General features: G+C 53.2%; 10 protein-coding genes. 8 read left to right on the top strand and 2 right to left on the bottom strand.

Annotation, left to right across the window (positions count from 1 at the left end; genetic code table 11):
* The first annotated feature begins 83 nt into the window (after nt 1–83).
* Nucleotides 84–956: a DNA-3-methyladenine glycosylase 2 gene (alkA, locus tag HVY19_RS12845; protein WP_181680965.1), complete on the top strand. Its 873-nt coding sequence runs from the start codon at nt 84–86 to the stop codon at nt 954–956.
* Here alkA and HVY19_RS12840 read toward each other — a convergent pair.
* Entirely contained in the window at nt 921–4,250 is a 3,330-nt protein-coding gene (locus HVY19_RS12840; RefSeq protein WP_181680964.1) for a diguanylate cyclase, read from the bottom strand. The genes alkA and HVY19_RS12840 overlap by 36 nt on opposite strands.
* Before the next feature lie 312 nt (nt 4,251–4,562).
* Between HVY19_RS12840 and udk the strand changes: the two genes are divergently transcribed.
* From udk to asmA, 3 genes are all read left to right on the top strand, one after another.
* On the top strand, nt 4,563–5,204 hold the full coding sequence (gene udk, locus HVY19_RS12835) for a uridine kinase (RefSeq protein ID WP_042318055.1): 642 nt from the start codon (nt 4,563–4,565) through the stop codon (nt 5,202–5,204).
* A gap of 91 nt (nt 5,205–5,295) precedes the next feature.
* Complete coding sequence (gene dcd, locus HVY19_RS12830; RefSeq protein ID WP_181680963.1) at nt 5,296–5,877, top strand: dCTP deaminase; 582 nt, start codon at nt 5,296–5,298, stop codon at nt 5,875–5,877.
* Between the two features lie 21 nt (nt 5,878–5,898).
* On the top strand, nt 5,899–7,752 hold the full coding sequence (asmA, locus tag HVY19_RS12825) for an outer membrane assembly protein AsmA (protein ID WP_181680962.1): 1,854 nt from the start codon (nt 5,899–5,901) through the stop codon (nt 7,750–7,752).
* Nucleotides 7,753–7,853: 101 nt separating this feature from the next.
* Here asmA and HVY19_RS12820 read toward each other — a convergent pair whose 3' ends face one another.
* On the bottom strand, nt 7,854–9,437 hold the full coding sequence (locus tag HVY19_RS12820) for a TerC family protein (RefSeq protein ID WP_181680961.1): 1,584 nt from the start codon (nt 9,435–9,437) through the stop codon (nt 7,854–7,856).
* Nucleotides 9,438–10,111: 674 nt separating this feature from the next.
* Between HVY19_RS12820 and HVY19_RS12815 the strand changes: the two genes are divergently transcribed.
* The 4 genes from HVY19_RS12815 to wcaA all read left to right on the top strand — a co-directional run bounded on the left by HVY19_RS12815 (nt 10,112) and on the right by wcaA (nt 14,766).
* Nucleotides 10,112–11,248, top strand: a complete 1,137-nt coding sequence (locus HVY19_RS12815; RefSeq protein ID WP_181680960.1) for a polysaccharide export protein — start codon at nt 10,112–10,114, stop codon at nt 11,246–11,248.
* Nucleotides 11,249–11,253: 5 nt separating this feature from the next.
* Nucleotides 11,254–11,700, top strand: coding sequence for a low molecular weight protein-tyrosine-phosphatase Wzb (wzb, locus tag HVY19_RS12810; RefSeq protein ID WP_181680959.1), 447 nt, complete (start codon nt 11,254–11,256; stop codon nt 11,698–11,700).
* Entirely contained in the window at nt 11,700–13,862 is a 2,163-nt protein-coding gene (gene wzc, locus HVY19_RS12805; RefSeq protein WP_181680958.1) for a tyrosine-protein kinase Wzc, read from the top strand. Before wzb ends, wzc begins: the two co-directional genes overlap by 1 nt.
* 61 nt (nt 13,863–13,923) lie before the next feature.
* Nucleotides 13,924–14,766, top strand: coding sequence for a colanic acid biosynthesis glycosyltransferase WcaA (gene wcaA / locus HVY19_RS12800; protein WP_181680957.1), 843 nt, complete (start codon nt 13,924–13,926; stop codon nt 14,764–14,766).
* The last annotated feature ends 2 nt before the right edge of the window (nt 14,767–14,768 follow it).

Here is a 14,768-nt window from a genome sequence, read left to right as displayed (position 1 = left end):
ACGCCCCGACAACTGGAATATGAAAGCAAGGCATTTCGTCGGCATTGCGATTATGCTGAAGGTTTGTAAAAAAGGAGATGCAGATGTTTACCCTGAGCTGGCAGCCGCCGTATGACTGGTCCTGGATGTTGGGTTTCCTTGCCGCGCGTGCGGTGAGCGGCGTAGAAACGGTAGAGGCATTACGTTACACGCGAAGCCTGGCAGTGGGAGAGCATCGGGGAATTATTGAGGTCGTGCCGAATCCACACGCCCATACGCTTCAGGTGACGTTGAGTGAGGGACTGCTCCCCGTTGCGCAGGAGTGCCTGGAAAAAATCGAGCGTCTGTTTGACCTGCGATGTGAACCGCAACATATAGCGCATGCGCTGGGTGATTTAGGCGCGGCGCGTCCGGGCCTGCGACTGCCGGGGTCAGTTGATGCTTTCGAACAAGGGGTGCGGGCAATTCTCGGGCAACTGGTCAGCGTGGCGATGGCGGCGAAGTTAACGGCGAAAGTGGCCCAGCGGTACGGGGAGACCTTAGCCGAATCGCCTGGGGTAATTTGCTTCCCGCGGCCCGATCAACTGGTGAATGCCGACCCGCAGGACCTGAAGGCATTAGGTATGCCGCTCAAGCGCGCAGAAGCTCTGATCTACCTCGCGCAAGCGGCGCTGGATGGGACGTTAGCAACCTCTGCGCCAGCCGATGTGGAACAGGGCATGAAAACGTTGCAGGGTTTTCCTGGGATTGGACGCTGGACGGCGAACTATTTCGCCCTGCGAGGCTGGCAGGCTAAAGATGTCTTTTTACCCGATGATTATCTGATCAAACAGCGCTTTCCGGGCATGACGCCTGCGCAGATACGTCGCTATGCGGAGCGCTGGAAACCCTGGCGCTCCTATGCTCTGTTACATATCTGGTATACCGAAGGATGGCAACCGTCAATTGATGGCGAAATAACTGGTGTTGAGAAGTAAATCCAACGGTTGCGTTTCGTCAATAATATCGCCAAAGATCTGATCGACGCCGATGCCGGAAAGCGTATCCATAATCAGCGGCGTTTGTACCGGCCCGGCGATGGTTTTTATTCCCAGGCGTTGGGCGTGTCCCTGTACGATAGACACCAGCATCTCATCCATTAAGTTACCGTGAATGCTGGCGCTCAGTTCACTGTCGAGTAACAGGTAATCGGCCAGGTTCTTATTCAACAGATTAAAGATTTGCAGATCGCGCCCAACCTGGCTCACGATAATGCGGCAACCCGCCTGGCGCAGTTTTTGAATAGCGGCGGCGCTTTCCTGTTGATTCAATAGCAATGTTTCTGCCGGGATCACCACATGTAACAGTCGGCCCGGGAGCTGGCTTTGTTGAAGGGCGTTCAGCAGCGCATCGATGACCGCTCCACGGGATAACCCTGCTGCCGACAGCGGCAGCGCGACGCTAAGTCCTTTGCTGGCGACTGCCTGGGCTGCATGCTGGAAAAACTCGCGGTACAGGCGAAGGTCCAGCGCTTCATTTAATTGCGGATCGGTGATGCGTGCGCGTAATCCTCGCTCTTCGAACACATCGCCTTGTTGAGACATCAGGCGGAACGATATCAGCCAGAAGTTACGTGTCTCAGGGATACGCGGAGAGGCCACGCCGCGCGCGACCATCAGCAGTGTGCTATTGTCGATCGTTTGCTGTAATTCCTCGGGCGAGATCGCGGTACGCTCAGCATAGCCCGTTTCCTGTTCAGGCTGGTAAATCGTGACCTGCCCACGGCCCTTGTTTTTAGAGGCATAGCAGGCGATATCGGCTTGTGACATAACTTCCGTCGCCTGGCAATTATTGCCGTCAACCAGGGTGATCCCCGCGCTGGCGCCAATCCGGTGCAGGCGATCTTCCCACATAAAATGGTAATCGTTAATCGCGTTAATGATCCGCGTCGTAATAAAGCGCGCGCTTTCGATATTACAGTCCGGAAGCAAGAGGCCAAACTCATCGCCTCCGAGTCGCGCCAGCACGTCGCTGGAACGCAGCATACTGAGCATCAGTTGTGACAGTTCCCGCAGCAGCGCATCGCCTGCGGCATGCCCGGCAGTATCGTTCACGGCCTTAAAGCGATCGAGATCGATGAACACCAGCGCATGGCGCTGTTGGGTATTGCGAACGGATTGCAGTAGCAGTTTCAGCTTGTTCTCAAAGCTTGCCCGGTTGGTCAGATGGGTGAGAGGATCGTGCGTTGCGCTATAGCTCAGTTGGCGGAGCATCTTCCGGGATTCGGTGACATCCTGGATCACCAGCACTGAACCAATATTGCCGCCATCGAGCGTGCTGAGTGGGGTGATACTGTAATGAACATCGTAATTACCGCCGTTGCGACAGTGAAGAACTACATCCTGCTCGATGGCGGAACGCGACATATCCGCGCTGTAGATGTTCTCCATCAACGGGCCGTTGTCGCCGAAGGTGATCCGTAATACCGTCAGCAGCGGCATGCCGATAGCGTGCTCCTGCTGCCAGCCGCTCATTTTCTCTGCCACCGGGTTCATAAAAGTGACCTTCATATCGACATCAATACAGACCACGGCTTCCCCGATGGAATCCAGCGTAATGTGCAGACGTTCCTTCTCCTGAAATAACGCCTCATTCAGCTGTTTGACTTCTGTCATATCGATGTTGATGCCAAGCAGGCGTTCTACTTCTCCGTCCTTACTCAACACCCGGTTGGCAAGCGATCGAATATGACGAATGCCGTCTTTCACGGCGATACGGAATTCCAGCTTAAAGGGGAGGCGCGCGGCTAACGAGTCGCGAATCACTTTTTCAGCATGGGGCCTGTCTTCAGGAAGGACGCGGTCGTACCAGATGTTCCAGGTCGGTTTGACATGCGCCGGGATTTCATAAAGTTCGAACATGCGTTTATCCCAACTGATAACGTCAGGCTGCAGTTCCCACTCCCAGATGCCGATACCGCCGGCTTCGTTCGCCAGGGTAATGCGCTCCATCAGGCGTTTATTGACCCATTCGGTATGCTTGAGATCGTTGATATCTTCGATCTGGGCAATAAAGTACAGCGGAGTCCCGTCAGAATGGCGTACCAGCGAAACGGCCAACAGCGCCCAGACAACATCGCCCGCGCGGGTGTAATAGCGTTTCTCCATGGAGTAGCTGTCAATTTTACCGTTAACCAGCATATCCAGTTGTTCGAGATCGTTATTCAGATCTTCCGGCCAGGTAAGTTGCTGAAAAGTCAGCCCACGAAGTTCGTCCTGGCTGTAGCCGAGGAACTGACATAGCGCTTTATTTGCCTGTAGCCATTGCCCTTCTGTGCCGACCAGTGCCATGCCGATGGCGGAATATTCCATCGCGTTACGAAAGCGCGCTTCACTTTCCGTAATGTGCTTACGTTCCGCACGGAAGGCATACATCACCATGGTCATGACATTTGCCGGAAGCAAAATCATTAAAAACGGCAACCATGGCAGGTTGGCAATAATATCCACCTTCGGCGTGACCAGCAGTTCCGGGTCGGCGGCTATCATCAGCGACACCATCATGATGGTGGCGAGGAAGGTCAGAAAAGCCTCCAGACGCGGTAAACGTACCGCACTCCACATCAGTAATACGATGACGCAGGTGAACGGCCACGGGAGAAATTTTATCACCAGCCAACTCAACACCAGAGTGAGACTGAGCGTTAAGAGTGTTTCGAGCAGGAGACGCGGATCGCGATGACGGTACAGATAATGCGGTTTAAACAGTAATCCCAGTGGCACCAGCGCCAGTGCGCCAATGGACTCTGAAAGCACCCAAATATAAAAGGCTTTTTGCGGCGTTTCATTTGGTGCAAGCATCCAGACCAACAGACCGCCAATCAGCGGCGGGATCACGGCACTGCCGATGGCAAGACGGATCCAGTCGTTCAGGTTTTGGAGGGGATTATACCAGGGCAGCAGTTTACGCAGTAGCATAGCGCCTGTTGCGGCTTCAATAATGTTTATCGCCGTGTAGGTAAAATTAAGCATGCTGAGCGGGAATAATAACAGCGTCGCGCCAAGACTCCCTAACGTACAGGCCAGCATAATGCCGGGCCAGAAGCGACCGGCGTGACGGTAAAACGCCACCATCATGATTGACGTGGGAAACCAGAGCGGTGCCAGTTGGGTACCAAACTGTGCTAATTCCAGAGAGAACAGGGTAAAAATGAAGGTCGCCAGTCCTAAACTGACCAGGCGCAGCAACGGATGCGGAAGGGAAACTAAAACATGTTGGGATTGTTTACTCATTACCGCAGTTTCCGAATGGCCGGGAACGTCGCCGAATAACCGGACGCGTCAGTAGTAGTTTGTTGTTTATGCTAGTACAAAAGTTTTACTATTTATATCCTGAATGCCTAATAATTAATATTATTAGCCTCTTAATGACTGCAAAAGTGGGGACTGTGTCGCGTTGAGGCAAAACTGCGTTTTTTAATTTGCGACAGGGCGCGTCCGGCTGGGAAAACGTATGCTGGAATCATGCGCCTGAAATCCCTATAATTGCCCGCGTTTGACGCTACGGCGTCGCCCCCCATCCAGGTTATTCAGGTCGCTAAATTTATGACTGATCAGTCCCATCAGTGCGTCATTATCGGTATCGCTGGCGCATCGGCTTCCGGCAAGAGTCTTATTGCCAGTACCCTTTATCGCGAATTGCGTGAACAAGTCGGTGACGAGCATATCGGCGTTATTCCGGAAGACAGCTACTACAAAGACCAAAGCCATCTGTCGATGGAAGAGCGTGTCAAAACCAACTACGACCATCCGAACGCGATGGATCACAGCCTGCTATTTCAACATCTGCAAGCGCTCAAGCGCGGTAGCGCCATTGAATTGCCCGTTTACAGCTACGTTGAACATACGCGTATGAAAGAGACGGTTCGTGTTGAACCGAAAAAAGTCATCATTCTGGAAGGGATCCTGCTGTTGACTGACGCGCGTCTGCGCGAAGAGATGAACTTCTCCATTTTCGTCGACACCCCGCTGGATATCTGCCTGATGCGTCGTATCAAGCGTGATGTTAACGAACGCGGTCGTTCCATGGATTCCGTCATGGCGCAATACCAGAAAACGGTTCGCCCTATGTTCCTGCAATTTATTGAGCCGTCTAAACAATATGCTGACATCATCGTGCCGCGAGGCGGGAAAAATCGCATCGCCATTGATATTCTGAAAGCGAAAATTAGCCAGTTCTTTGAATAAGCCTGGCGAAATGTGTACCGTTCAGTGTTAACCTGATTAACCCTTAATGCACAATGCGTTAAGAGATCGCAGCCCGAAAGGAGAAAGTGCCATGCGTCTGTGTGACCGAGATATTGAAGCCTGGCTTGATGATGGCCGTTTATCGATCAACCCGCGCCCACCGGTAGAGCGTATTAACGGTGCGACAGTGGATGTGCGCCTTGGCAATAAATTTCGTACCTTCAGTGGTCACACCGCCGCATTTATCGATCTTAGCGGTCCAAAAGATGAGGTCAGTGCGGCTCTCGACCGTGTCATGAGCGACGAGATCGTTCTGGAAGAGGGAGAGGCCTTCTATCTGCATCCGGGCGAACTGGCGCTGGCGGTAACGTTTGAGTCAGTGACACTACCGGCTGATTTGGTGGGCTGGCTGGACGGGCGTTCTTCTCTGGCACGTCTGGGGCTGATGGTTCACGTCACCGCTCACCGTATCGACCCCGGCTGGTCTGGCTGTATTGTTCTGGAGTTCTATAATTCCGGGAAACTCCCACTGGCCCTGCGCCCGGGTATGTTGATCGGCGCGCTGAGCTTCGAACCGCTTTCTGGCCCGGCGCTCAGACCTTACAACCGTCGTGAAGACGCGAAATATCGCGATCAGCAAGGCGCAGTCGCCAGCCGGATTGATAAAGACTGAGTCTGGTCCACTGAGGATAGCATGAGACGATTTCTGACGACGCTGATGATTCTGCTGGTCGTATTGGTGGCCGGCTTTTCCGCGTTAGTATTGTTAGTCAATCCGAATGACTTCCGTGCCTATATGGTGCAGCAGGTTGCCGCGCGTAGTGGCTATCAGCTACAGCTGGACGGCCCGCTGCGCTGGCATGTCTGGCCGCAAATCAGCATTCTCTCCGGACGAATGGTATTAACGGCAGAAGGGGCCAGTGAGCCGCTGGTACGTGCGGATAATATGCGTCTTGACGTTGCACTGTGGCCACTGCTCAGCCATCAACTCAGCGTTAAGCAGGTGATGCTGAAAGGGGCGGTGATCCAACTGACGCCGCAAAGCGAAGCGGTACGTGGCAAAGACGCCCCTGTCGCGCCGAAAGATAATACCCTGCCGGATGTTCCGGGCGATCGCGGTTGGTCTTTCGATATCGCCAGCCTGCGCGTGGCCGACAGCGTCCTGGTGTTTCAGCATGAAAACGATGAGCAAGTCACCGTCCGCGATATTCGCCTGCAAATGGAGCAAGACCAACAGCATCGTGGTTCGTTTGAATTCTCCGGGCGTATTAACCGCGACCAACGCGATCTTACGCTGGCGTTTAGTGGCACGGTCGATGCCTCAGACTATCCGCACAATCTCACCGTCGGCATCCAGCAACTAGACTGGCAGTTGCAGGGGGCAGACCTGCCTAAGCAGGGCATTCAGGGCCAAGGACAACTTCAGGCTCAGTGGCAGGAAGAGCAGAAAACCCTCACCTTCAACCAGCTCAATTTAACCGCCAATGACAGTGCGCTAACCGGACAGGTGCAGGTGGCAATGACCAGGCAACCTGCCTGGAACATTGATCTCCAGTTCAGGCAGTTAAATCTGGATAACCTCCTTCCTCTCCCGGAAAGCAACGGTAATACCAACGGTGAAGAGGCGCAGGGAGCCGGTCAGCAGACGCTTCCCCGTCCGGTGATTTCCACCCGCATTGATGAGCCTGCGTATCAGGGGTTGAAAGGCTTTACGGCCGCGATTTCCCTGAAGGCGGATTCTGCCCGCTGGCGTGGGATGAATTTTACCAGCGTCTCAACGCGGATGAGCAATCAGTCGGGCATGCTGGAGATTGCTGAACTGCAAGGGTCGCTGGACGGTGGTAAGATTTCACTCCCGGGACGCCTCGATGCCACGACTGACAGCCCGCGCGTCACGTTCCAGCCACGTCTTGACGAGGTGGAGATCGGCACGATTCTGCAAGCGTTTCATTATCCCATTTCCCTGACCGGTAAAATGAATCTGACTGGGGATTTTTCTGGTGCAGATATTGATGCCGAGGCCTTTCGTCATAGCTGGCAGGGTAATGCACATGTCGACATGCGCGATACCCGCATGGATGGCATGAATTTCCAGCAGCTGGTGCAGCAGGCGGTAGAACGCAGTGGTGGTGATATACAAACGCTTCAAAGTTTTGATAACGCGACCCGTCTCGATCGTTTTGTAACCGACCTTACCCTCGATCACGGCAAACTCTCTCTCGACAATATGGAAGGGGATTCCTCCATGCTGGCACTGACCGGGAAAGGCACGCTTAATCTGGTCGGACAAACCTGCGACACTCAGTTTAATGTGCGGGTGCTGGGTGGCTGGAAGGGCGAGAGTAAGCTGATCGACTTCCTGAAAGAGACGCCGGTTCCGCTCAGAGTTTACGGAAACTGGCAGGCGTTGAACTACAACCTGCAGGTCGATCAGTTGCTGCGCAAACACATGCAGGATGAAGCGAAGCGCCGGCTGAACGACTGGGCGGATCGCAACAAAGATTCCCGCAATAGCAAAGATGTGAAGAAGCTGCTTGATAAGCTTTGATGCGGGTTATTGCCGGATCGCGCTGACGCTTATCCGGCCTACGTTGGGCATTCAGCTGTAGGCCGGATAAGGCGCGACGCGCCGCCATCCGGCACTGCGCATTACACTTCGTAATCCATCTCTTCTTCGTGATGCAAAGGAATCAGCTGTACCTTCTGCACCCGATGACTTTCTACCTGCAACGTTTTCAGCAGGTAGTCGCCCACCTGAACCTCTTCTCCCGTTTTCGGAATACGTTGCAAATATTCCATGAGCAGACCGGCAATGGTGTGATATTCGCGCTTATCGTCCAGCGGCAGGGGAACGTATTGCACCAGATCTTCTAACGGCATATGGCCGTTGGCGGTCCAGGAGCCGTCTGCGTTTTTCTGGATATCATGACGGGCGTCGATCTCTTCCACCTCGTTGGGCAGATTTCCGGCGATGGTTTCCATCACATCACTCAGCGTCACAATCCCTTCCACCGAACCGAATTCATCGACCACAAACGCAAAGTGGGTTCGCGCATTGCGGAACTGCTCCAGCGCCTGAAGCAGCGGCAGCGTCTCAGGGAAGACCAGCGGCTGGCGAATCAACGCACGCAGGTCAAGCGGTTCGCCGCGTAGCGACTGTTGCAACAGGTCAATGACATGCACCACGCCGAGCAGATCTTCCTGCTCATTTTCCCCCGTAACCACCAGTCGGGTATGCTGGTTTTTTTCCAGCAGCGCGCGGATTTCTGCTTCGGGAGCGGCCAGATCGATATGCTCAATATCATGGCGTGACGTCATAATGCTGCTTACGGAGCGCTGGTTGAGGTTCAGCACGCGGCCAATCATCCGACGTTCCTGTGGGTTGAATATCTGACTGTCGTCATGATCCACCAGCATCGAGGCTGTTTCTGCATCCAGTTCGGCATCCTCTTTTTGTCCGCTCAACAGGCGCATAACCGCTTCCGTCGTCCGCTGGCGCAACGTGTGGTTGGCCGACAGGAAACGACGACGGTTAAAGATAGCTAACTGATTCAGCGCTTCGATCATCACTGAGAAGCCAATGGCAGCGTACAGATAGCCTTTTGGAATATGGAAGCCGAAGCCATCCGCCACCAGGCTGAAGCCGATCATCAGCAGGAAGCTGAGGCACAGGATCACAATAGTGGGATGGTTGTTCACAAAGCGGGTGAGGGACTTACTTGCCATCAGCATCAGGCTGATCGCAATAATCACGGCGGCCATCATCACCGCCAGATGGTCAACCATCCCGACGGCAGTAATCACGGAGTCGAGTGAGAAAATGGCGTCCAGCACCACAATTTGCGCCACCACGCCCCAGAATTTCGCCCCCTTGCGCTGGGTGGGGTTGTCGCTGTCCTTCCCTTCCAGCCGTTCGTTAAGCTCCATGGTGGCTTTAAACAGCAGGAAGAAACCGCCGAAGAGCATGATCAGATCGCGGGCACTGAAGCTTAAGCTTTGCACGCTGAAGAGTGGCTTTGTCAGGGTGACCAGCCACGAGATGGATGCCAGCAGCAGCAGGCGCATCAGCATTGCCAACACCAGTCCGGTAACGCGCGCACGGTCGCGCTGAGCAGGCGGCAGTTTTTCTGCAAGGATGGCAATAAAGACTAAGTTATCAATGCCGAGGACCAGTTCGAGCACCACCAGCGTGACGAGTCCGGCCCAGATTGACGGATCGGCAATCCATTCCATAGTAAGCGTAAAACCTTTTGTTATATGACAATTGTCACATTTCGATCATGGATAAAGCTGGCGCAAAATGCAATGGCGAGGGGAAATTTATCTTAAAAGAATAGCGGGTTTATGCCGTGATAATTCCTTAATGTTACTGATGGAAATAATCTCAGAGACAACTGCTTATTTAGGAAATATCGCAGGCTGAGTCGACAATATAGATATTGTCAATATCAAGTAATTCCTAAAAAAGCGGTTTATTAACGCTTAATATTAATCTTAAAAGCAGCGGTTAACAGGTATGTTACCTTGCCTGCTAATACGTTAGCTGCAACAATTCTTCCAGCATTAATGAAAGGTAAAGAAATATATAGTGATTACCCCGGTTCATTAATGGCTGACACTCATAATACCTTGTTGGCATCTCTTTTATGGCGAAGAGATAAATGCTGAGGTTTCAAAAATCTAATCGAATCAGTGTATTGGTAGCTAAAAAGCCAGGGGCGGTAGCGTGCCTGAATGCCAAGTGAAGAGTCAGCTTTATTCTGTCAATAGCCTACGGATGAATTAAATAATTTTAGGACTGATGCCAGTTATATTTCTGTTCAATTAACTGCAATGTAAATGTGTACAGGCGAAGTCGCTATTTAAATTGCACGGGATAATTACTCTGCCAAAGTGATAAATAATCAATGATGAAATCCAAAATGAAATTGATGCCATTATTGGTGTCGGTAACCCTGGTTAGCGGTTGCACCGTCTTTCCGGGCAGTAATATGTCGACGATGGGTAAAGATGTGATTAAACAGCAGGACGCTGATTTCGATCTCGATCGGATGGTGAATGTCTATCCACTGACCCCTCGACTGGTTGAGCAATTACGCCCACGACCGAATGTCGCCCAGCCGAATATGTCGCTGGATCTGGAATTATCCAGCTATCAATACCGCATCGGGCCGGGTGATGTCCTGAACGTCACCGTCTGGGATCACCCTGAACTCACTACTCCCGCAGGGCAATACCGTAGCTCCAGTGATACCGGCAACTGGGTGCAGCCCGACGGTACGATGTTCTATCCCTACATTGGCAAAGTTAGCGTCGTCGGAAAAACGTTGGCTGAAATTCGCAGTGATATTACCGGCCGCTTAGCGAAGTACATTGCTGACCCGCAGGTGGACGTTAATATCGCCGCTTTCCGTTCGCAAAAGGCCTATATCTCTGGTCAGGTGAATAAATCGGGCCAGCAGGCCATTACCAACGTTCCACTCACCGTACTGGATGCCATCAACGCAGCGGGTGGGCTGACGGAAGATGCCGACTGGCGCAATGTGGTGCTGACGCACAACGGCAAAGAACAGCGTATTTCTCTCCAGGCGCTGATGCAAAACGGCGATCTCAGCCAGAATCGCCTGCTGTATCCGGGTGACATTCTTTATGTACCGCGCAATGACGACCTGAAAGTGTTCGTGATGGGTGAAGTGAAGAAACAGCGAACCCTCAAAATGGACTTCAGCGGCATGACCCTGACCGAAGCATTGGGCAATGCCGAAGGTATAGACCTGACCACGTCGAACGCCAGCGGCATCTTTGTCATCCGTCCGCTGAAAGGCAAAGGCCCTGGCGGCAAGATTGCCAATATTTATCAACTTGATATGTCAGATGCGACCTCTCTGGTCATGGCGACGGAGTTCCGTCTGCAACCGTATGACGTGGTGTACGTCACGACCGCACCGGTTGCGCGCTGGAACCGTCTGATCAATCAGTTGCTGCCGACCATCAGCGGTGTCCGTTATATGACGGATACGGCCAGCGACATTCATAACTGGTAATCGTCATGTTTAACAAAATTCTGGTCGTCTGCGTGGGGAACATTTGCCGTTCCCCAACGGCAGAGCGCTTGCTAAAGCACTATCACCCGGAACTGACGGTAGCGTCGGCCGGACTCGGTGCGCTGGTGGGAAAAGGGGCTGATCCGTCGGCGCTGAGCGTCGCAGCAGCCCACGATATCTCTCTGGAAGGCCACTGCGCGCGCCAACTGACCGGGCGTATGTGCCGGGAGTACGACCTCATTCTGACTATGGAGAAACGGCACATCGCCTCGCTGCTCGAACTTGCGCCGGAGATGCGAGGCAAGGTCATGCTGTTCGGTCACTGGGACGATGAGCGCGAAATTCCCGATCCGTATCGTAAAAGCCGTGAGGCGTTTGAAGCGGTGTACGCATTACTTGAACGGTCTGCTCGCCACTGGGCGCAGGCACTGAACGCAGAGCAGGTAAAATAATGACAGAAAAAGTAAAACAGTCTGCCGCTCCGGTAACGGGCAATGATGAAATCGATATCGGGCGCCTGGTCGGCACAGTTATCGAGGCGCGCTGGTGGGTGCTGGGCATTACCAGCATCTTCGCCCTGTGCGCGGTGATTTACACGATCTTTGCCACGCCGATTTACAGCGCGGATGCGCTGGTACAAATCGAGCAAAACACCGGTAATTCGCTGGTGCAGGAAATTGGCACGGCGCTTTCTAATAAACCGCCCGCTTCGGAAGCGGAAATTCAGCTGATCCAGTCCCGTCTTGTATTAGGCAAAACGGTGGATGACTTAGATCTGGATATTTCAGTCACTAAGAATACCTTCCCGCTGTTTGGTGCTGGCTGGGAACGGCTGATGGGGCGGCAGAATGAGACGGTGAAAGTGACGACTTTCAACCTGCCGAAAGGGATGAACGAGCAGACCTTCACCCTGAACGTACTCAGCGATAAAACCTATGAACTGGTCAGCGACGGCGGCTTCAGCGCGCGCGGTCAGATTGGACAGACCCTGAGTAAAGATGGCGTCACGATGGTGGTCAGCGAGATCCGCGCCCGTCCGGATACTGAATTCACCGTGACCAAATACTCCACGCTGGGAATGATCAACAACCTGCAAAGTAACCTGACCGTTTCCGAGAATGGTAAAGAGACAGGCGTGTTGAGCCTGAACTTTACCGGTGAAGATCGGGAGAAAATCCGCGATATCCTCGACAGCATCACGCGTAACTATCTTGAGCAAAACATTGCGCGTAAATCGGAAGAGGCAGCGAAGAGTCTGGCGTTTCTGGCAAAGCAACTTCCGGAAGTGCGCAAGAATCTGGACGTAGCGGAGAACAAACTTAACGCCTTCCGTCAGGATAAAGACTCCGTCGATTTACCGCTGGAAGCCAAGGCGGTGCTGGACTCAATGGTTAACATCGACGCACAGCTTAACGAGTTGACCTTTAAAGAAGCGGAAATTTCGAAGCTTTATACGAAGGTGCACCCTGCGTACCGTACCCTGCTGGAAAAACGCAAGGCGCTGGAAGATGAAAAAGCGAAGCTCAACGGTCGCGTGACGGCGATGCCGAAAACGCAGCAGGAGATTGTACGCCTGACGCGTGACGTGGAATCGGGACAGCAGGTCTATATGCAACTGCTCAATAAGCAGCAGGAGTTGAAAATCACCGAGGCCAGCACTGTGGGGGATGTGCGCATTGTTGACCCGGCGATCGCCCAGCCCGGCGTGCTGAAGCCGAAAAAAGCGCTGATTATTCTCGGCAGTATCATTCTCGGCCTGATGCTCTCTATCGTTGGCGTGCTGTTGCGCTCGCTGTTTAACCGAGGCATTGAAAGCCCGCAGGTCCTGGAAGAGCACGGGATTAGCGTTTATGCCAGCATTCCGCTGTCGGAATGGCAGAAAGCGCGCGATAGCGTCAAAACCATCAAAGGCGTTAAGCGTTATAAACAGAGCCAACTGCTGGCGGTGGGGAACCCGACCGATCTGGCGATTGAAGCTGTGCGAAGCCTGCGTACCAGTCTGCACTTCGCCATGATGCAGGCGCAAAACAACGTACTGATGTTGACTGGGGTCAGTCCGTCGATCGGTAAAACCTTTGTCTGTGCCAACCTCGCGGCGGTGATTAGCCAGACCAATAAGCGGGTGCTGCTCATCGACTGCGATATGCGTAAAGGTTATACCCACGAACTGCTCGGCACCAACAATGTGAACGGTCTGTCTGAGATTCTGGTTGGAAAAGGGGAGATCGCCTCATGTGCGAAACCGACGTCGATACCGAATTTCGATCTCGTACCGCGTGGTCAGGTACCACCGAACCCGTCTGAATTGCTGATGGGCGAGCGTTTTGGCGAGCTTCTACGCTGGGCCAGCAGCCATTACGATCTGGTGTTGATTGATACGCCACCGATCCTCGCCGTGACTGACGCCGCGATTGTTGGTCGCCACGCGGGTACGACGCTGATGGTGGCACGTTACGCCGTCAACACCCTCAAAGAGGTGGAAACCAGCCTCAGCCGCTTCGAGCAGAACGGCATTCAGGTGAAAGGGGTGATCCTCAACTCTATCTTCCGCCGCGCGACCGGGTACCAGGATTACGGGTACTACGAGTACGAATATAAGTCTGATTCCAAATAAAAATGAGAATGCCGGATAAGGCGTTACGCCGCCATCCGGCGAATCTTTCTGGGGAACGAGCATGAAACAAGACAACCCATTAATCTCCATTTATATGCCCACCTGGAACCGGCAGCAGCTTGCGATACGGGCTATAAAATCGGTACTGCGTCAGGACTATACCCACTGGGAAATGATCATCGTTGATGACTGCTCCAGTGCGTATGAACAGCTACAGCAGTTCGTTGAAGGATTAAACGATCCGCGCGTACGTTATACCCATAACGATGTGAATTCCGGTGCCTGTGCGGTGCGTAACCAGGCGATTTTACAAGCAAAAGGGGAGTTCATCACCGGCATCGACGATGATGATGAATGGACGCCGAACCGCCTGAGCGTATTTCTGGCGCACCGGCAGCAACTGGTCACCCATGCGTTTCTGTATGCCGATGACTATGTATGCGAAGGTGAAGTCTATTCGCAGCCTGCGAGCCTGCCGCTGTATCCTAAATCGCCGTATTCCCGTCGCCTGTTTTACAAGCGCAATATCATTGGCAATCAGGTGTTTACCTGGGCGTGGCGCTTTAAAGAGAGCCTGTTTGATACCGAACTGAAAGCCGCACAGGATTACGATATCTTCCTGCGCATGGTCGTGGAATACGGTGAGCCGTGGAAAGTGGAAGAAGCCACGCAGATCCTGCATATCAACCACGGCGAGATGCAAATTACCTCCTCGCCGAAGAAGTTCTCCGGTTATTTCCATTTTTATCGCAAGCACAAAGACAAGTTTGACCGCGCCAGTAAGAAGTACCAGCTGTTTACCCTTTATCAGATCCGCAATAAGCGGATGACATGGCGCACCTTACTCACACTGCTCTCTGTGAGAAACGGCAAACGCCTGGCTGACGGACTGCGAGGGCGTTAAGG

The organism is Citrobacter sp. RHB25-C09, from assembly GCF_013836145.1.
In the GTDB taxonomy this organism is placed as follows: Bacteria; Pseudomonadota; Gammaproteobacteria; order Enterobacterales; family Enterobacteriaceae; genus Citrobacter_A.
Note: the sequence above shows the minus strand (reverse complement) of the source record. Positions and strands in the feature narration are given on the sequence as shown.

What these genes read in the sequence shown, in the direction of transcription:
- dcd (WP_181680963.1), top strand. Translation starts at nt 5,296, where the DNA reads ATGCGTCTGTGTGACCGAGATATTGAAGCCTGGCTTGATGATGGCCGT.
- udk (WP_042318055.1), top strand. Translation starts at nt 4,563, where the DNA reads ATGACTGATCAGTCCCATCAGTGCGTCATTATCGGTATCGCTGGCGCA.
- wcaA (WP_181680957.1), top strand. Translation starts at nt 13,924, where the DNA reads ATGAAACAAGACAACCCATTAATCTCCATTTATATGCCCACCTGGAAC.
- alkA (WP_181680965.1), top strand. Translation starts at nt 84, where the DNA reads ATGTTTACCCTGAGCTGGCAGCCGCCGTATGACTGGTCCTGGATGTTG.
- HVY19_RS12820 (WP_181680961.1), bottom strand. Translation starts at nt 9,437, where the DNA reads ATGGAATGGATTGCCGATCCGTCAATCTGGGCCGGACTCGTCACGCTG.
- wzc (WP_181680958.1), top strand. Translation starts at nt 11,700, where the DNA reads ATGACAGAAAAAGTAAAACAGTCTGCCGCTCCGGTAACGGGCAATGAT.
- wzb (WP_181680959.1), top strand. Translation starts at nt 11,254, where the DNA reads ATGTTTAACAAAATTCTGGTCGTCTGCGTGGGGAACATTTGCCGTTCC.
- HVY19_RS12815 (WP_181680960.1), top strand. Translation starts at nt 10,112, where the DNA reads ATGATGAAATCCAAAATGAAATTGATGCCATTATTGGTGTCGGTAACC.
- HVY19_RS12840 (WP_181680964.1), bottom strand. Translation starts at nt 4,250, where the DNA reads ATGAGTAAACAATCCCAACATGTTTTAGTTTCCCTTCCGCATCCGTTG.
- asmA (WP_181680962.1), top strand. Translation starts at nt 5,899, where the DNA reads ATGAGACGATTTCTGACGACGCTGATGATTCTGCTGGTCGTATTGGTG.